Annotated in this window: 15 protein-coding genes, 1 rRNA gene and 1 riboswitch; of the genes, 3 read left to right on the top strand and 13 right to left on the bottom strand. The window is 70.8% G+C overall.

The genetic code is table 11. The features are described 5' to 3' along the window. Positions 1-28 precede the first annotated feature (28 nt). A complete protein-coding gene (locus ACIQUT_RS08140) occupies positions 29-1,570 on the bottom strand; it encodes a glutamate-cysteine ligase family protein (protein ID WP_403560679.1) in 1,542 nt (513 codons plus the stop codon). Between the two features lie 493 nt (positions 1,571-2,063). Here ACIQUT_RS08140 and ACIQUT_RS08135 point away from each other — a divergent pair, with 493 nt between their 5' ends. Further along, complete coding sequence (locus tag ACIQUT_RS08135; RefSeq protein WP_403560677.1) at positions 2,064-2,681, top strand: hypothetical protein; 618 nt, start codon at positions 2,064-2,066, stop codon at positions 2,679-2,681. Positions 2,682-2,948: 267 nt separating this feature from the next. Further along, positions 2,949-3,146, top strand: coding sequence for a DUF5999 family protein (locus tag ACIQUT_RS08130; RefSeq protein WP_403560675.1), 198 nt, complete (start codon positions 2,949-2,951; stop codon positions 3,144-3,146). 142 nt (positions 3,147-3,288) lie between these two features. On the opposite strand, the gene gcvP is transcribed toward ACIQUT_RS08130, so the two are convergent. Then, the gene (gene gcvP, locus ACIQUT_RS08125; protein ID WP_403560673.1) at positions 3,289-6,174 is read right to left on the bottom strand and encodes an aminomethyl-transferring glycine dehydrogenase; all 2,886 of its coding nucleotides are present in this window, start codon (positions 6,172-6,174) and stop codon (positions 3,289-3,291) included. A 197-nt stretch (positions 6,175-6,371) separates the two neighbouring features. Then, positions 6,372-6,469, bottom strand: a riboswitch (glycine riboswitch). Between the two features lie 113 nt (positions 6,470-6,582). Between gcvP and ACIQUT_RS08120 the strand changes: the two genes are divergently transcribed. Beyond that, positions 6,583-6,963: a PRC-barrel domain-containing protein gene (locus tag ACIQUT_RS08120; RefSeq protein WP_403560671.1), complete on the top strand. Its 381-nt coding sequence runs from the start codon at positions 6,583-6,585 to the stop codon at positions 6,961-6,963. Positions 6,964-7,025: 62 nt separating this feature from the next. Here ACIQUT_RS08120 and ACIQUT_RS08115 read toward each other — a convergent pair whose 3' ends face one another. The 11 genes from ACIQUT_RS08115 to rrf form a co-directional block, all read right to left on the bottom strand. Continuing rightward, entirely contained in the window at positions 7,026-8,480 is a 1,455-nt protein-coding gene (locus ACIQUT_RS08115) for a DNA polymerase IV (RefSeq protein ID WP_403560669.1), read from the bottom strand. 147 nt (positions 8,481-8,627) lie between these two features. Continuing rightward, a complete protein-coding gene (locus ACIQUT_RS08110) occupies positions 8,628-9,266 on the bottom strand; it encodes a MerR family transcriptional regulator (RefSeq protein WP_403560667.1) in 639 nt (212 codons plus the stop codon). A gap of 181 nt (positions 9,267-9,447) precedes the next feature. Continuing rightward, a complete protein-coding gene (locus ACIQUT_RS08105; protein WP_403560665.1) occupies positions 9,448-9,924 on the bottom strand; it encodes a bifunctional nuclease family protein in 477 nt (158 codons plus the stop codon). 52 nt (positions 9,925-9,976) lie between these two features. Next, positions 9,977-10,738, bottom strand: a complete 762-nt coding sequence (locus ACIQUT_RS08100) for a MerR family transcriptional regulator (RefSeq protein WP_403560663.1) — start codon at positions 10,736-10,738, stop codon at positions 9,977-9,979. 42 nt (positions 10,739-10,780) lie between these two features. Further along, on the bottom strand, positions 10,781-11,722 hold the full coding sequence (locus tag ACIQUT_RS08095; protein WP_403561625.1) for an FHA domain-containing protein: 942 nt from the start codon (positions 11,720-11,722) through the stop codon (positions 10,781-10,783). An 82-nt stretch (positions 11,723-11,804) separates the two neighbouring features. Next, the gene (locus ACIQUT_RS08090; protein WP_403561622.1) at positions 11,805-12,587 is read right to left on the bottom strand and encodes a DUF881 domain-containing protein; all 783 of its coding nucleotides are present in this window, start codon (positions 12,585-12,587) and stop codon (positions 11,805-11,807) included. A gap of 314 nt (positions 12,588-12,901) precedes the next feature. Beyond that, positions 12,902-13,234 (bottom strand): small basic family protein, encoded by a 333-nt coding sequence (locus ACIQUT_RS08085; RefSeq protein ID WP_112452698.1) that lies wholly within the window; start codon positions 13,232-13,234, stop codon positions 12,902-12,904. Continuing rightward, the gene (locus ACIQUT_RS08080; protein WP_403560661.1) at positions 13,231-14,139 is read right to left on the bottom strand and encodes a DUF881 domain-containing protein; all 909 of its coding nucleotides are present in this window, start codon (positions 14,137-14,139) and stop codon (positions 13,231-13,233) included. Before ACIQUT_RS08080 ends, ACIQUT_RS08085 begins: the two co-directional genes overlap by 4 nt. A gap of 96 nt (positions 14,140-14,235) precedes the next feature. Next, positions 14,236-16,731, bottom strand: coding sequence for a sugar phosphate nucleotidyltransferase (locus ACIQUT_RS08075; protein ID WP_403560659.1), 2,496 nt, complete (start codon positions 16,729-16,731; stop codon positions 14,236-14,238). Positions 16,732-16,832: 101 nt separating this feature from the next. Next, entirely contained in the window at positions 16,833-17,423 is a 591-nt protein-coding gene (locus ACIQUT_RS08070) for a CDP-alcohol phosphatidyltransferase family protein (protein ID WP_403560657.1), read from the bottom strand. 121 nt (positions 17,424-17,544) lie between these two features. Next, positions 17,545-17,661 (bottom strand): 5S ribosomal RNA (rrf, locus tag ACIQUT_RS08065). Positions 17,662-17,790 lie beyond the last annotated feature (129 nt).

The following is a 17,790-nucleotide window of genomic DNA, read 5'->3' as shown; positions in this document are numbered from 1 at the left end:
GACGGCGTTCCGGCGGCCGGGACCGGGCTCAGGGCCTCCGGGCCGTCGGTACGGGCGCCCCCTCCTCCCGGTCCGGCAGGCCGACCGGCCAGGTGTGCACGGGGTCGCCCTTGTGCATCAGCTCGCTGTAGCGGCGGGTGATCGCGGCGAGCGCCTCGTCCCGGTCCAGGCCGGCCGCGAGGGCCCGGTGGTAGGTGTCCACCTGCCAGGTCGAGCCGTTCACCCGCCGCCGGCAGCGTTCCTCGATGATGCCCAGGTAGTGGTCCCGGTCGGCCCGCTCGATGCCCCAGGCGTCCAGTCCGGCGGCGGCCATGGGCAGCAGCTCGTCCAGGACCAGCCGCACGGCGGGGACGCTGGCCAGGCCGCCGCCGCGGCCTCGGCGCGGCCACCGCAGCCGGGCGTCGATCCCGTACCGGCAGGCCGCGTCGAAGTTGGCCTCCGCCTCGGCGAACGGCAGCCGGGTCCACACCGGGCGCTGCTCGTCGGCGAGGGTGCGGACGAGCCCGTAGTAGAACGCGGCGTTCGCGACGACGTCGGCGACCGTCGGCCCGGCCGGCAGCACGCGGTTCTCCACCCGCAGGTGCGGCACCCCGTCGGCGACCCCGTACACGGGCCGGTTCCACCGGTAGATGGTGCCGTTGTGCAGGACCAGCTCCTGCAGGGAGGGGACCCCGCCCTCGGCGAGCACCCGCAGCGGCTCCTCCTCGTCGCAGATGGGCAGCAGGGCGGGGAAGAAGCGGACGTTCTCCGCGAAGAGCTCGTACACCGACTCCACCCACCGCTCCCCGAACCAGGTCCGGGGCCGCACGCCCTGCGCCTGCAGCTCGGGCGGCCGGGTGTCGGTGGCCTGCGTGAACAGCGGCGGGCGCGACTCCCGCCACAGCTCGTGCCCGAACAGGAAGGGCGAGTTGGCGCCGACGGCTATCTGGACGGCGGTCACCGCCTGGGCCGCGTTCCACACGTCGGCGAACCGGGCCGGCGTCACCTGCAGGTGCAGCTGCACGGAGGTGCAGGCGGCCTCCGGGACGATCGACCCGGTGCTCCAGGTCAACCGCTCCACCCCGTCGATGTCGAGGAGGAAGTCCTCGCCGCGCAGCATCAGGATCTGCTCGTTGAGCAGCGAGTAGCGGTCCACCGCCGAGAGGTTGGCGGTGACCAGGTCGGAGCGGGTGATCGTCGGCAGGATGCCGATCATCACCACGCCCGCGTCGACCGCCGCGGCCTGCCGGTGGGCATAGCCGAGCCCCGCGCTCAGCTCTTCGGCGAGCTGGTCGAAAACCCGGCCGCCGAGCCGGTGTGGAAGGACGTTCACCTCCAGGTTGAACATTCCGAGTTCGGTCTGGAAATCCTGGCTCGCAATGCGCTCGAGAACCTGGGCATTCAGCATTCTCGGCATCCCGTCGGCCCCCGCCAGATTCAGCTCGATCTCCAGCCCCATCATGTTCCTGGGGCGGTCGAACCGCTTCTCCGCCAGAAGCCGCTCCAGCCCCTCCAGGCACTCGCGGAGCTTCCTCCGGTACCGCCGGCGATCGGACAGGTCGAATCCGCCCGCCACGACCTTCTCCCCCATCGAAGCGTCCCTCCTCGAGTGGGCATCGCCCGGGCACCCGGACGCGCGTGTACGGTCGATGATGCCCCGGAGGCGAGATCGATAACGCGGCGGGGGCGGCGGGACGGGGAGCGTGCGCCGGTTTGGCCGAAGGGCGCCATGGCACATTCACCTGGCAAGCAACTGTATGCAAATTCCGCATCGGTTTTGCCGGTTCCGGATAATCGACGCTTTCCAGCCGAGCCCCCGTCAGGTAACCTCCGAGGTCAGCGCGACGTGTTCGCGTGTATCCGGCATGGACGCCATGTCAGCGGGACCGGTAAGCACCTTGCCTGCAATAGGCGGGCAGGCTAGCCGAAACACTGCGTGAACACATGTCGTATAAACTCCGCAAACGAGGCAGAGAGTTGGCGCGCGGCCATTGCCCCTCAGCCCCCCTCTGGCCCCAGAATGCGACAGCGCCGTCCGCACTGCCCCCCGATCCACAGGTCTCCCAAGTGAGAGGCGACCCACCATGCCGCTGCATGTCCCCCCGGCTCCCGCGCCTGCCCTGCGCAGCGTCCTCGCGGCACTCGGTTCCCCCGCAGCCGTCGCGGCGGGCACCCCCGCCCTGCGCGCCGCGCAGGGTCCGTTGACCGCCGAGCTGCCGCTGCCGGTCCACGTCCTCGACCGGCTCGGCATGTCCCAGCCGGCCGCCCCGGCCCGCCCGCCCCGCACGCGGCTGACCGGCTGGCGGTTCCTGATCCGCAGCGGCGACCGGCACATCGCCGCCGCGGACACCCGGCTGACCGCGGACGGCTGGGTCTTCTCCCATTTCTTCGAGGGCCCCTACGTCGCCGCCACCGAGCGGGCGCTGCGCCAGGCGGAGGCGCTCGGCAATCACTACCAGCCCCGGCTGCTGTCCGTACCGGAGCTGTACATGCTGACGCTCTGGCTGCACGGGGCGGTCGGGGCCGATGCCTCCGCAGGCCTGCCGGCGGCCGCGGACCTGCTGGTGCCCCTGGCCCCGGCCCCTCCCGGCATCGCCCCGTACCGGCCTCATCCGGTGTCCGAACTGCTGCCGGTGATGACCCACCGGCTCACCCCGCCGGCCCCGCCGATGAGGCCGCCGCTGGCCGCTCCGGCCGCCTGATCAGGCCCCTCCCCCCGGACGGCCCATCCGGCGTAGTCCCACCGGGCCACCCGTGAACCACCCAAAATGACAGGGGAGTTGGGCTGAACCGCCCGCACGGGTGATGCGTCATCAATCTGTGAGGACAGCTACCGGAAATCCCTGCGGACCGAGGTCCGGAGGGCAACACTGGGACCGACCACTTCACGTCGTCGACCACGGGGGGCGGCCATGAACCAGGCATCGAGCCGCAGCACACAGACCACACCGCAGCGAAAGAACGCATCCATGTGCCAGCACCAGCCAGCGTGCCCGTCAGCAGACTCCGCCGACCGGGAGGCCGCGAAGCCCGTGGCCAACCACCCGGAACAGGGCTGGAGCCTGCTGTGCAATGGTGTCCTGCTCTTCGAGGACACCGGTGAGCTGCTGCCGGACGGCCAGATCATCGCTCCGCACCGCCCGCTGGTGGCGGCGCACGCGGCCTAGCCGACGCCGGTTCGACAGAACGCCGGCTCGACGGAACGCCGGAACAGCCGAAGCCGAAGGGGCCGGTCCGGGAGCAATTCTCCCGGACCGGCCCCTTCAGCGTGCAGTCAGCTCATGCTTTTGTGTCAGGTCGCCGCACGGCTCAGTTGTCGTACTCGTCCAGCGGCGGGCAGGAGCAGACCAGGTTCCGGTCGCCGAAGGCGCCGTCGATACGGCGCACCGGCGGCCAGTACTTCTCCGCCGCCGAGACGCCGCCGGGGAAGACCGCCTCGTCCCGGGTGTACGCGTGCGCCCACTCGCCGCCCAGCGCCGCCGCGGTGTGCGGGGCGTTGCTCAGCGGGTTGTCGTCGGCCGGCCACTCGCCGGACGCGACCCGCTCGATCTCGGCGCGGATGGCGATCATCGCGTCGCAGAACCGGTCGATCTCGAAAAGGTCCTCGGACTCCGTCGGCTCGATCATCAGCGTGCCGGCCACCGGGAAGGACATGGTCGGGGCGTGGAAGCCGTAGTCGATCAGGCGCTTGGCGATGTCGTCGACGCTGACGCCCGTCTCCTTCGACAGCGGGCGCAGGTCGATGATGCACTCGTGCGCGACCAGGTCGCCCGGGCCGGTGTAGAGCACCGGGTAGTGCGGCTCCAGGCGCTTGGCGATGTAGTTGGCGCCGAGCACGGCCACCTGGGTGGCGCGCTTGAGGCCCTCGCCGCCCATGAGGCGCACGTACGACCAGGAGATCGGCAGGATGCCGGCGGAGCCCCACGGCGCGGCCGAGATCGGGCCGACGCCGGTCTCCGGGCCGGCGGTCGGCTGCAGCGGGTGGTTCGGCAGGTACGGGGCCAGGTGGGCCCGGACACCGACCGGGCCGACGCCCGGACCGCCGCCGCCGTGCGGGATGCAGAAGGTCTTGTGCAGGTTCAGGTGCGAGACGTCGCCGCCGAAGTGGCCCGGCTTGGCGAGGCCGACCAGGGCGTTCAGGTTGGCGCCGTCGACGTAGACCTGGCCGCCGGCCTCGTGGACCTGGGCGCAGATGTCGGCGACGTGCTCCTCGAACACACCGTGCGTGGACGGGTACGTGATCATCAGCACGGCGAGCTCGTCGCGGTACTGCTCGATCTTGGCGCGCAGGTCGTCCGTGTCCACCTCGCCGTCGTCCGCCGTCTTGACGACGACGACCTTCATGCCGGCCATCACGGCGCTGGCGGCGTTGGTGCCGTGCGCGGAGGACGGGATGAGGCAGACGGTGCGCTGCTCGTCGCCGTTCGCGCGGTGGTAGGCGCGGACGGCGAGGAGGCCTGCGAGCTCGCCCTGGGAGCCGGCGTTCGGCTGGATGGAGACCTTGTCGTAGCCGGTGACCTCGCAGAGACGTTCCTCCAGCTCGCTGATGAGCGTGAGGTACCCCTCGGCCTGCTCGACCGGGGCGAACGGGTGCAGCTGGCCGAACTCGGGCCAGGTCACCGGCTCCATCTCGGTGGTCGCGTTGAGCTTCATCGTGCAGGAGCCCAGCGGGATCATGCCGCGGTCCAGCGCGTAGTCCTTGTCCGCGAGCTTGCGCAGGTAGCGCAGCATCGCGGTCTCGGAGCGGTGCTGGTGGAAGACCGGGTGCGTGAGGTACGCGTCCGAGCGCAGCAGGCCCTCGGGCAGCGCGTCGGCGGCGGTCCCGTCGAGCGCCTCGATGTCCGCGGTGACGCCGAACGCGGCCCAGACGGCCTCGATGTCGGCGCGCAGGGTGGTCTCGTCGACGGAGACGGAGACGTGGTCGGCGTCGACCTGGAACAGGTTGACCCCGGCCTCGCGGGCGGCGGCGACGACCTCGGCGGCCTTGCCGGGCACGCGGGCGGTCAGTGTGTCGAAGTACGCGCCGTGCACGAGCTCGACCCCGCCGGCCGTCAGACCGGCGGCGAGCAGCGCGGTGTAGCGGTGGGTGCGGCGCGCGATCGTCTTCAGGCCCTCGGGGCCGTGGTAGACGGCGTACATGCCGGCCATGACGGCGAGCAGCACCTGCGCGGTGCAGATGTTGCTGGTGGCCTTCTCACGGCGGATGTGCTGCTCGCGGGTCTGCAGGGCCAGGCGGTACGCCTTGTTGCCGTCCGCGTCCACGGAGACGCCCACGAGGCGGCCGGGCAGCGAGCGGGCGTGCTTGTCCTGGACGGCCATGTAGCCGGCGTGCGGGCCGCCGAAGCCCATCGGGACGCCGAAGCGCTGGGTGGTGCCGACGGCGATGTCCGCACCCAGGGCGCCCGGGGAGGTCAGCAGGGTCAGCGCGAGCAGGTCGGCGGCGACGGCGACGATCGCGCCGAGCCCGTGGGCCTGGTCGATGACCGGCTTGATGTCGCGGACGGCACCGGAGGCGCCCGGGTACTGGACGAGGACGCCGTAGATGCCGCGCTCGGCGATCTCGGCCGGGATGCCGTCGGACAGGTCGGCGACGACGACCTCGATGCCGATCGGCTCGGCGCGGGTCTCGACCACGGCGATGGTCTGCGGCAGGGCGTCGGCGTCGACGAGGAACACGTTGCCCTTGGCCTTGCCGACGCGGCGGGCCAGGGTCATGGCCTCGGCGGCGGCGGTGCCCTCGTCGAGGAGGGAGGCGCCCGAAGTCGGCAGGCCGGTCAGGTCGGCGACGACGGTCTGGAAGTTCAGCAGGGCTTCGAGGCGGCCCTGGGAGATCTCGGGCTGGTACGGCGTGTACGCCGTGTACCAGGCCGGGTTCTCCATCACGTTGCGCAGGATCACCGGCGGGGTGAAGGTCCCGTAGTAGCCGAGACCGATCATCGAGGTCATGACCTGGTTACGGCCGGCCAGGTGGCGCAGCTCGGCCAGCACCTCGGCCTCGGTCCGCGCCTCGGGCAGGTTCAGCGCCTCGGCGGTCTTGATGACGTCCGGTACCGCGGCGGCGGTCAGTTCGTCGAGCGAGCCGTAGCCCACCTGGGCGAGCATCTTGGCCTGCGCCTCGGCGTCCGGGCCGATGTGGCGCTGCTCGAAGGGGATGCCTCGCTCCAGCTGGGAGAGCGGAATGCGGTTGGCGGTCATGTACGGAGGCCTCCTGGGTCGTACGACCTGCGAGGGGCACCACGGCGCGGGCGCCCGGACGGCCTCCCCCTCTGTCATCTCAACCTGAGAGCTTCACCGGCTCCAGCGGAGTTCGTCCGCGGGGTCCGGCTTTCACCGTCGGTGAGGGGTGGAACCGGCACTGCGGGCCCGGCACCGCCCCTGCTTTCCAGAGTGGCCTCGTCCGTGCGGTACGTATGCCTGAGAGATTCCGGGGAGGATTTGCTCCTTCGGCGCCTCCGTCGAGCTCGGTGGAGGACTCTCCCGCACAGGGTCAGCAGCCATCACCCAGCCTACCAGCGAGGTTCCCGGACCACCTTCGAGTGGCCCCCTCCAGGGAAATGGCCTTTTGTAGTCATTACGGAGGAGTTGCGACCACGTGGAGGGACCGTGCAGACAGATATCGATCCCCGCAGCCTGATCGGCCGCAAGGCGTTCGACCGCAACGGCACCAAGATCGGAACCGTTGACGAGGTCTACCTCGACGATGCCACCGGCGTCCCGGAGTGGGCCGCCGTCCGGACCGGTTTGTTCAGCCGGGACGCCTTCGTCCCCCTGGAGCCGAGCGAGTTGGTCGGCGACACCCTGCGCGTCCCCTTCGAGCGCGCCCTGATCAAGGACGCCCCGGACTTCGGCGTGGGCCGCCACCTGTCCCCCGAGCAGGAGCTGCAGCTCTACCACCACTACGGGCTGGACGTCTCCCTCCCGTCCGACTTCACGTTCAAGGGTGATTTCGGCCACCTGGCCAACGGCGAGCAGGGCGAGGAGTAGCCCCCGCCCCGGTCACGCGGCCCGGTCACCCGGCCCGGTCACCCGGCACGTCACTCGGCACGTCACCCGGCCCGGCCCACCAGGGGCAGCGGATCGGACGGCTCCAGATCGGGGTCGTCCACCTGGAAGGTGCGGACCCGGCCCGGGGCCGATCCTGGCTGCTCGAACCGCACGGTCACCCGCCCGATCCCGCTGCCCTGCACCCACCCCGGCCCGTAGACGGCATGTCGGACGTCCTTCCCGGCCGCCCAGTGCCGCTCACGGGCGCGCTCCGGCAGGTCGGCGGACCCATCGGTCGGCCCGTCCCCCGCAACCGCCTCAGAAGCCCCCTGGGCCCCTTCCGGACCCCCACCCCCGTCGGCCCCCGGAAGCCCTTCGGCCCCTCCCGCCCCGGCGGACGCGTCCGGGGCGCTCTCCGGAGCCTCGGCGGCCGCGGCGGCGGCCTGGGACTGCGCGAACAGGTCCTCCTGCGTATAGTCCGCGAGCCCGGTCACGCCGACGCCCAGCAGCCGCACCCCGCCGGTGGTGTCCACCGCCTCCAGCAGCCGCGCCGCGGCCTCCCGCACCACCGCCGGATCGTCGGTCGGCCCCCGCAGCGTCTCGGAGCGGGTCAGCGTCGAGAAGTCGTACCTGCGCACCTTCAGCACGATCGTGCGCCCCGAGTGCCCGGACCCCCGCAGCCGCCGCACGCACCGGTCGGCGAGCCGCTGCACCTCGGTCCGGATCCGCACCCGGTCGTGCAGGTCCACGTCGAAGGTGTCCTCCACCGACACCGACTTCGCGTCGCGCTCGGCGACCACCGGCCGGTCGTCCAGGCCCAGCGCCATCCGGTACAGCCCCACCCCGTGCGACCGCCCGATCAGCCGGACCAGCTCGTCCTCGCCGGCCTCGGCGAGCTCCCCGACCGTGGTGATCCCGGCCCGCCGCAGGTGCTCCCCGGTGGCGGGCCCGACCCCGGGCAGGGTGCGTACGGACATCGGCGCCAGCAGCTCCCGCTCCGTGCCCGGCTCGATCAGCAGCAGCCCGTCCGGCTTGGCCTCCTCGGAGGCCACCTTGGCCAGCATCTTCGACCCGGCCAGCCCCACCGACCCGGTCAGGCCCGTCGCGGCCAGGATGTCCGCCCGCAGCCGCTCTCCGGTCTCCCGCGCGGAACGGGAGTCCCGGACACCGCCGTCGCCCGCCTCCAGGTCCACGAAGGCCTCGTCCAGGCTCAGCGGTTCCACGAGCGGGGAGAGCTCCCGCAGCAGGGCCATCACGATGTCGCTGACCGACCGGTACAGCTCGAAGCGGGGGAACAGGTAGGCCCCGTTCGGGCAGAGCCGCCTGGCCTGGGCCGTCGGCATCGCCGAGTGCACGCCGAAGCGCCTGGCCTCGTAGGACGCGGTGGCGACGACCCCCCGCGGCCCGAGCCCGCCGACGATCACGGCCTTCCCGCGCAGGCTCGGCTTCGACGCCTGCTCCACCGAGGCGTAGAAGGCGTCCATGTCGAGATGGAGGATGGTCGGCGCGGCTCTCACAGCCCCGATGCTGCCTTACGCCACTGACAATGCCGAGGCCGGAGGGCAACAGCCCGGCCGGGCATCGGCCGCGCCGCGCACCGGGCGTCGCGGGCGGCGGGCGGCGGGCGGCGGGCGGCGGGCGGCGGGCGGCGGGCGGCGGGCGGCTCAGCCGGCCCGGTTGCGCCGTGCCGCCAGTTCGTCCGCCGGGTTGTGCCCGATCACCGTCTCGCCGGTGTCGACCCGCTCGCCGTGCAGCTGCGACAGGGCCTTCTCCACGTCCCGCCAGACCACGCCCACGGCGATGCCGAAGATCCCCTGGCCGCCCTGGAGCAGCCGTACCACCTGCTCCGGCGAGGTGCACTCGTACACGGTGGCGCCGTCGCTCATCAGCGTCATGCGCTCCAGGTCCGAGAAGCCGCGGTCCCGCAGGTGCTGCACGGCGTTGCGGATGTTCTGCAGCGCGACACCGGTGTCCAGGAAACGCTTCACGATCTTGAGGACGACCACGTCCCGGAAGCTGTAGAGGCGCTGGGTCCCGGAGCCGTGCGCGGGGCGGACCGTGGGCTCCACCAGCCCGGTCCGCGCCCAGTAGTCGAGCTGCCGGTACGTGATGCCGGCCGCCGCGCACGCGGTCGGCCCGCGGTAGCCCACCTGCTCGGCCGCCTGGATGCCGGCCGCCGACGCTGTCGGCGAGGTCTCCGGCTGGCGGCGCGGGGCGCCCGCCGCACTCCCGAGGAGCGGGTACGGCCCACCGTCACTGCGTGCGGGGATGCCCCCGGTCGTACCGTCGCCCGTGACTCTCACGCCGACCCTCCGTCCTTGACCTGCCCCCTCGAAGGTAGGCAGTCACCCGGGGTGCGTCAACGATCGCCACACTCGGCACGCCGAGTGATAATCACCCTGAGAGTGGTTTCCCGTGCCCCTTGGAGGGGCAAGGCTAACCGAATGGGGCGGCGGTCTCACCGCCTTTGACAAGACCGGTGTCTCACTGCTGCGGCCCGGTGCCGAAGTCCTCCGGGGAAATCTGGTCGAGGAACTCGCGGAACTTCTCCACCTCGTCCTCCTGCTCGTCCGGGATGGCGATTCCGGCGTCGTCCAGCACGCCATCGCTGCCGTAGATCGGCGTTCCCGTCCGCAGGGCCAGCGCTATGGCGTCGGACGGCCGCGCGCTCACCTCGACCCCGCTGGCAAAGACCAGCTCCGCATAGAAGACGCCCTCCCGCAGATCCGTGATCCGGACCTCGGTGAGCTCCTCGCCGAGCGCCTCCAGCACGTCCTTGAACAGGTCGTGGGTCAGCGGACGGGCGGGGGCCATGCCCTGCTGCGCGAAGGCGATCGCGGTCGCCTCCCCGGGTCCGATCCAGATGGGGAGGTACCGGTCGCCTCCCACTTCACGCAGGAGCACGATCGGCTGGTTGGAGGGCATTTCCACCCGGACACCCACAACGTCGAGCTCGTTCACACAGCAACCCTAGGACCTGCCCGGCAGGTTTGGGTAGTCGGGACCCTGCCGGTCAGTGCAGCCGTACCCCGAGGGCGGCCTGGACAAGGGCCTCGTGGAGCCGTACGGACAGCCCCGCGAGCTCTTTCACGGTGGCCTCCGCATGCGCCCTGGTCTGGGGGTTGCGATGGCGCCGCAGCGGGGCGACGACCTGCTCCACCAGGCCCGCCTCCCGGTCCGCGGCCGCCTTCATGGCCCTCAGGTGCCGGGGCTCCAGCCCGAAGCGGCCCAGATCGGCCACCAGCCGGGCCACGGCGAGCGCATCGGCGTCGTACCCGCCGCCCGCGGCCTCCGCGAGCAGCCCGTACGACTCCCATTCGGCCAGCCGGGCCTCGTCCGCCTCGGCCGCGGCGATCAGCTCGGCCCGCCCGACGCGGGCACCGGCCGGCAGCTCCCGCCCCGGCCCGGCCGGGAGGGAGCCGGACGCGGCGGGCTCCGCGCCCTCCCCGTGGGGCGTGGGCGCCGGGATCCGCACCTGCTCACCGCGGTCCAGCGCGTCCAGCTGCTCGCGGATGACCTTCAGCGGCAGGTAGTGGTCGCGCTGCAGGCGCAGGATGCGGCTCAGCCGCTCGACGTCCTCCGTGCTGAACTTGCGGTATCCGGACGGTGTGCGTCTGGGCTCGACAAGGCCCTCCGCCTCCAGGAAGCGGATCTTCGAGATCGTGACCTCGGGGAATTCGTCGCGCAGCATCGTGAGCACCGTGCCGATGCTCACCAGCCGCCCGGCCGAGGCGGCGGTGCCGTTTCCGGCACCGCCCGTCGGAGTACGCAGCACAGGACCTCCCTGGGGTTCCCCCCGGACGGAGTCCGGGAAGGGTCAGACGCCCCGCAGGCTCGCGTAGAAGACCAGCCGGTACTTGCCGATCTGCACCTCGTCGCCATTGTGCAGCGGGACCGAGTCGATCGGCTCACGGTTGACGTACGTGCCGTTCAGGCTGCCGACGTCGGCGACGGTGAAGCCGCCCTCCTGGCTCCTGCGGAACTCGACATGCCGCCGGGAGACGGTGACGTCGTCCAGGAAGATGTCGCTCTGCGGGTGCCGGCCCGCCGTGGTCAGCTCGCCGTCCAGCAGGAAGCGGCTGCCCGAGTTGGGACCGCGCCGCACGATCAGCAGGGCGGAACCCGGCGGCAGTGCCTCCACCGCGGCCTGGGCCTCGGGGGACAGCGCCGTCGACACGTGTTGTCCCGTCACCTCGGCCTCGTAGGCCTCCAGGCCCGAGATCGAGATGGTGGACGTGGTCTCCGTGGCACGCTCCGGCGTCAGACCCGCCCGCAGCGGCGCCCCGCAGTTGGAGCAGAACCGGCTGGCCGCATCGCTGCGGTGCCCGCACCTGCTGCAAACCTGCTCGGCCGACATGGACGGCTCCTCGTGCCGCGGGTACCCCGCGGAGGCGTCGGTGGCATACGGGTCGGGAGCAAACCCGCCACCCGTATTCGAGGTTGATGATTCACCGAAACCTATGCGTCCGGTACCGGCAGGGTCAACAGCCGACGCGCCCGGCGCGCCCTGAACTCCACCCGCACCCGCGACCTCGTCCCGGAAGAGCGGCCGGTCCCCCTGACTCTGCGCCTCCCCCTGCGCGGCACGGGACTCTGCCGCGCCGCCTTCCTCGCGGTTCTTCTTTCCGAACAACTTCTCAAACAACTTCACGGGCGATTCCCCTTGAACGAAACAGACCCGCCCGTGGGGCAGGACGAACTCCGAATGCACACACCTGCCGACCCGGACATCCTCACAACGTCCGTAACCACCAGACAGTTTCCACCACGCACCACGACTTCTGTGCGCCGACCCCCCGCAGGCATCAGCCCGCGCTGGACCCTCCGCTCTCCGTCCCGCATCACGACGATGACGACCGAGCGTAGTCAGGCTGCTTCGCAGCCCGCAAGGCGTCCACAACGATCTTCGCCGACCGTGTGACGGCAACAGTGGCCTGTTCCTTCTCCAGTGTCTGCACCACACCGCCCGGGATGTTCAGCGCCGGCTCCAGGTCCTGCGGTTTGCCGATCACCTTGAACTCGTAGGGCTGTGTGATCTTCTTACCATCGATCGCGATCTGGCCGCCCTCGTCCGAGAAGTACGAGCCCGCCACCACACGCACCCCGTTGATCTGGATCGCCTCGGCCCCGGCGGCCCGCAGCTCCTGGAGCGCGTCCAGCAGCTGGTCGGACTCCACCTGCCCCCTCGGGTCCGTGATCTTCATGGTGATACCCGGGCCCTGAGCCGCCACCGTACCGGCCAGGATCCCGAGTTGGCGCTCCTTCTCGACGGTCTGCCGACGCGCCTCCTCGGCCTGGTTGGAGCTGCTCTCCAACTCCTTGCGCTGGTCCTCCAGCTGCTGCTTCTCGTCCTCCAGGCGCTTGGTCCGGCTGTCCAGCTCGTCGAGGATCCGGACGAGGTCCTCCTGGCGGGCCCCGCGCAGCGCACTGGAGTCGCTGTTCGACCGCACCTGGATGGCCAGACCCAGTCCCAGCACGAACAGCAGCAGCGCCACGATCAGTTGGGCCCGGCTCGCCCGCAGCGGCCACAGCCCGGCCGCGAGCCGCTGCCGCCCGGTCATCTCGGGCTCCGCCGACTCCGCCGACTCCGCCGACTCCGTCGGCTCGGCAGGCTCGGCGGGCACGGTCGGCTCGGTCGGCCCGGCAGGCTCGGCCGCCGCCGGGGCGGGCTGGACGGACGGGGCGGGCCGGTGCGGCTGGGCGGGCTCGGCCGCGGGCTCCCCGGGCCGGGGCCCGGCCGCCGGCTTCCCGGGCTGCGGCTCGGCCGCCGGCTTCCCGAGCCGGGGCCCGGCCGTCGGCTCCCCCGGCCGGGGCTCGGCCCCTGCCGCGGGCGGCTCCCCGGGCTGCGCACCCGGCGCGGTCTCGCGCGGGGGCTGCTCCGGGACCTTCGGCTCCTCGGGAGGCGTGTCGTTGTCGTTGTCGTTCGTACTCATCGGCCTCACGCCCGGAACACATGTCGGCGGATGGCCGCCGCGTTGGAGAAGATGCGGATGCCGAGCACGACCACGACGCCCGTGGACAGCTGCGAGCCGACGCCCAGCTTGTCGCCGAGGAAGACGATCAGCGCGGCCACGACCACGTTCGACAGGAACGACACCACGAAGACCTTGTCCACGAAGATGCCGTCCAGCATCGCGCGCAGGCCGCCGAAGACCGCGTCCAGCGCCGCCACCACGGCGATCGGCAGATAAGGCTCGACGACGGCCGGCACTTCGGGCCGGACCAGAAGTCCGACCACCACTCCGACCACGAGGCCCAGTACCGCGATCACGATGCACCCTTCTTCGGCTCTTCTGCTGTGGCTGTCCGTACGGTCAGGCTGGACGCGGCGGGCAGCCGCACGTCGTCCGCCGGGGACAGGGAGTACCGGATCCCGTAGCTCTCCTGGAGGACGCGCAGGTACTGGCCGTCCACGGAGTCCTGGAACGCGGTGCCGAGCCGCTTCTTGTCTCCCACCGCCAGCACCTCGTACGGCGGTACCAGCGGCCTGTTGTCGACCAGTATCGCGTCACCCGCGGCCCTGATCGCCGAGAGTGCGGTCAGCCGCTGCCCGTTGATGGAGATCGCCTCGGCCCCGGCCTGCCAGAGCCCGTTGACGATCCGCTGCATGTCCCGGTCCCGGAGCCGCCCGGTGTCGGAGAATCCGGTGTTCTCCCGCGGCTTGCCCCCGCCGGCCGCGGAGGAGCCCTTCGCGTCGTCCACGACCAGCTTGACTCCCGGACCGCGGACCTCCGAGGCGCCGGACAGCAGGGTCACCAGCTGCCCCTGATCCCCGCCGTGCTGCTTGAGCGCCTGGCGCTGGCGCCGCGCGACGTCCGCGCGCAGCCGCTCGATGTTCTGCTCCAGACCGTCCGCCCGCTCGTCGGCCACCTGGACGCGGTCGATCAGCTCCTGGCGCTCCTTGGCGAGTACCGGAGCGGAGAACTGCGCCTGGGCAGCGCCGAGCGTGACGACCATGGCGGCCAGGACGAGGCCGGCGGCCAGCGCCAGTTTGGCCTTGAGGGTCCGCGGAAGCCCTGCTGTGCCCTCGGCCTCACGCCGGGCCGACGCTTCCGCATAGCCCTCGTCGAGGCTGTGGTCCATCACGTGCGTCAGCAGCGACATGGACGCGTCCGGGCGCGCCGACGGCGTCGGCATCGAGCTCCGGTTGTGGGGCGGCTGCGACATGCCGCTCATCGTCGCACGTCGGCGCCGCCCGCACCGAATGCGCCCGAACGGTGGACCGGGCGCGACGCTCCGCACCCGGTCCACCACGGTCCTGCCTGCCCGGGGTCAGTGCCCGGAGCCGTCCAGCACTCCGGCCCACTCTTCCAGCAGGGCCTGCGCGGACGCGTCGTCGGGGCCTTCGGCCCACAGGTGTGTGACCGCCTCCGCCGGGTCCGGCAGGACCAGCGCCCACCGTCCGTCGGCCTCGACCACCCGCACTCCGTCGGTGGTGTCCACCTGCCGGTCGCCGGCGGCCTCCACGACCCGCCGCATGACGAGCCCCTTGACCGCCCACGGCGTGGGCACGTCCCGCTTGAGCACGTGCGCACGTGGTATCCGCGCATCGATCTGGCTCAGGGTGAGCTGGGTCCGCGCCACCAGCCCGATCAGCTGCACGAAGGCCGCCGACCCGTCGAAGACGCTGCTGAACTCCGGGACGATGTACCCGCCCCGCCCGTCCCCGCCGAAGATCGTGTTCTCGGCCCGGCCCACCCGGGTCAGGTCGTCGGGCGAGGTCGTGGTCCATTCGACCTGCGTCCCGTGGTACGCCGCCACCTGCTCGGCGATACGGGTCGTGGTGACGGGCAGCGCCACCTTGCCGCTGCGCTTCTCCGCGGCCACGAGGTCCAGGAGCACCAGCAGCGCCCGGTCGTCCTCGATGATCCGGCCGCGCTCGTCGACCAGTGAGATCCGCTCGCCGACGGGGTCGAAGCGCACCCCGAACGCGGCCCGCGCCGAGGCCACGATCTCGCCGAGCCGGACCAGCCCGGCCCGCCGGGACTCCGCGGTCTCCGTCGGCCGGGACTCGTCGAGCCCGGGGTTGATCGTCAGCGCGTCCACTTCGAGCCGGCCCAGGAGGCTGGGCAGGACGAGTCCGGCACTGCCGTTGGAGGCGTCCACGACGACCTTGAGCCCGGAGTCGGCGATGCCGGTGGTGTCGACCCGCCGCAGCAGCGAACCGGTGTAGGAGTCGAAGATGCTGGAGGGGAACTGGAGGTCGCCGATCTCTCCGGGGAACGCCCGCCGGTATTCCTGACGTGCGAAGACGCGGTCCAGCTTGCGCTGCTGTGCCTGCGACAGGTCGGCCCCGCGCTCGTCGAGGAACATGATGTCCACGGAGTCCGGGACACCGGGCGAGGTCCGCAGCATGATCCCGCCGGCGCTGCCCCGTGCGGTCTGCTGCCTCGCGACGGGCAGCGGCACGTTCTCCAGGTCCCGTACGTCGATCGCGCTGGCCTGGAGCGCCGAGATGACCGCGCGTTTGAGCGCGCGGGCGCCGCGGGAGTGGTCGCGGGCGGTGGTGACGATCGCACCCTTCTTGAGGGTGGTGGCGTATGCGCCGGCCAGCCGTACGACCAGCTCGGGGGTGATCTCCACGTTCAGGATGCCGCTGACGCCGCGGGCACCGAACAGGTGTGCCTGACCGCGGGACTCCCAGATGACCGAGGTGTTGACGAAGGCGCCGGCCTCGATCGTCTTGAAGGGGTAGACGCGTACGTTCCCCTGAACGATGGACTCCTCGCCGACGAGGCACTCGTCACCGATGACGGCGCCGTCCTCGATCCGGGCGGCCCGCATGATGTCGGTGTTCTTGCCGATGACGCAGCCGCGGAGGTTGCTGTGGGGGCCGATGTACACGTTGTCGTGGACCACGGCCTTGTGCAGGAAGGCGCCGCTCTTGACGACCACATTGGATCCGACGACCGTGTGCTCGCGGATCTCGACGCCGGCCTCGACCTTGGCGTAGTCCCCGACGTACAGCGGCCCGCGCAGGACCGCGTCGGGGCTCACCTCGGCGCCTTCTGCGATCCACACGCCGGGCGAGATCTCGAAGCCGTCCATTTCGATCTGGACCTTGCCCTCGAGTACGTCGGCTTGGGCCTTCACGTAGCTCTCGTGCGTGCCGACGTCCTCCCAGTAGCCCTCGGCGACATAGCCGTAGATCGGCTTGCCTTCCTTCATCAGCTGGGGGAAGACATCACCGGACCAGTCCACCGGAACATCCGGCTCCACGTAATTGAAGACCTCGGGCTCCATGACGTAGATGCCGGTGTTGACGGTGTCGGAGAACACCTGGCCCCAGGTCGGTTTCTCGAGGAAGCGCTCGACCTGTCCTTCCTCGTCGACGATGGTGATGCCGAATTCCAGCGGATTGGGCACCCGGGTGAGGCACACCGTGACGAGTGCGCCCTTCTGCTTGTGGAAGCGGATGAGGTCGGTGAGGTCGAAGTCGGTGAGCGCATCGCCGGAGATGACGAGGAATGCGTCGTCCTTCAGGGCCTCCTCGGCGTTCTTCACGCTGCCGGCAGTGCCGAGTGGCTTCTCCTCATTGGCATAGGTGAGCTCCATTCCGAGCTCTTCGCCGTCACCGAAATAGTTCTTGACGAGTGATGCCAGGAACTGCACGGTGACCACGGTTTCGCTGAGCCCATGCCGCTTGAGCAGCCTGAGCACGTGCTCCATGATCGGCCGGTTGGCCACCGGCAGGAGCGGCTTGGGCATGCTCGAGGTCATGGGGCGAAGACGAGTGCCTTCGCCACCGGCCATCACGACGGCCTTCATGTCGGAAGAGTCCTCCTCGGGGAGACGACGTTCCAGCCGACCTCACCCGGCCCGGGCGGTGACTCCGCAACTCTTCCGTGTCGGACCGGCAGCGAGCGGGCTCAATCGGCCGCGGCGTCCGCCTTCACGAGACGGCGGACCTGCACCACGTAAAGGATTCCTGCCCACCAGTAGAGCGTTGTACCCCATCCGGCGAACGCCCATCCGAAAACTGCCCCCATCCAGGCCAACCAACCCGTACCGTCACTGAGCAACAGCAACGGGAAGGCGTACATCAGGTTGAAGGTTGCGGCCTTGCCGAGGAAGTTGACCTGCGGCGGCGGATAGCCGTGGCGACGCAGGATCCAGACCATCACCAGCAGCATCAGATCGCGTGCGAGCAGGGCCCCGGTGAGCCACAGCGGCAGAATGTCTCGATAGGTCAGGCCGAAGAGCGTGGAGAGGATGTACAACCGGTCGGCGGCGGGATCCAGCAGCCGGCCGAGGCTGCTGATCTGATTCCAGCGCCGCGCCAGCTTGCCGTCCAGGTAGTCGCTGACCCCGCTGAGCATGAGGACGGCGAGCGCCCATCCGTCGTGCTCCTCCAGAATCAGCCAGAGGAACAGGGGCACGCCGGCGAGGCGGGCCATGCTCAGAATGTTCGGGATGGTGAAAATTCGGTCCGTCTGAACCCGAGTCTCCTGGACCTCCACCCGGGGGCCTCCACTGTTGAACGTACGAACGATGCCACTCGACCCTAGCAGGAAGGCGCGTGCCTCCAGAACGCAGAAAAGCCCCGCACCAGATCTGGTGCGGGGCTTTCCCGCAATGATTGTTCGGCGGCGTCCTACTCTCCCACAGGGTCCCCCCTGCAGTACCATCGGCGCTGAAAGGCTTAGCTTCCGGGTTCGGAATGTAACCGGGCGTTTCCCTAACGCTATGACCACCGAAACACTATGAAGTTGAACTCAAGCCGGCATGGCGAGTTCGTTGCTTCAGAACTAACACAGTGGACGCGAGCAACTGAGGACAAGCCCTCGGCCTATTAGTACCAGTCAGCTCCACCCGTTACCGGGCTTC

The sequence above is a fragment of the Streptomyces sp. NPDC090445 genome, from assembly GCF_044769385.1.
In the GTDB taxonomy this organism is placed as follows: Bacteria; Actinomycetota; Actinomycetes; order Streptomycetales; family Streptomycetaceae; genus Streptomyces.
The sequence above is the reverse complement of the archived record's forward strand: the minus strand, read 5'-3'. Positions and strand labels throughout refer to the sequence as shown.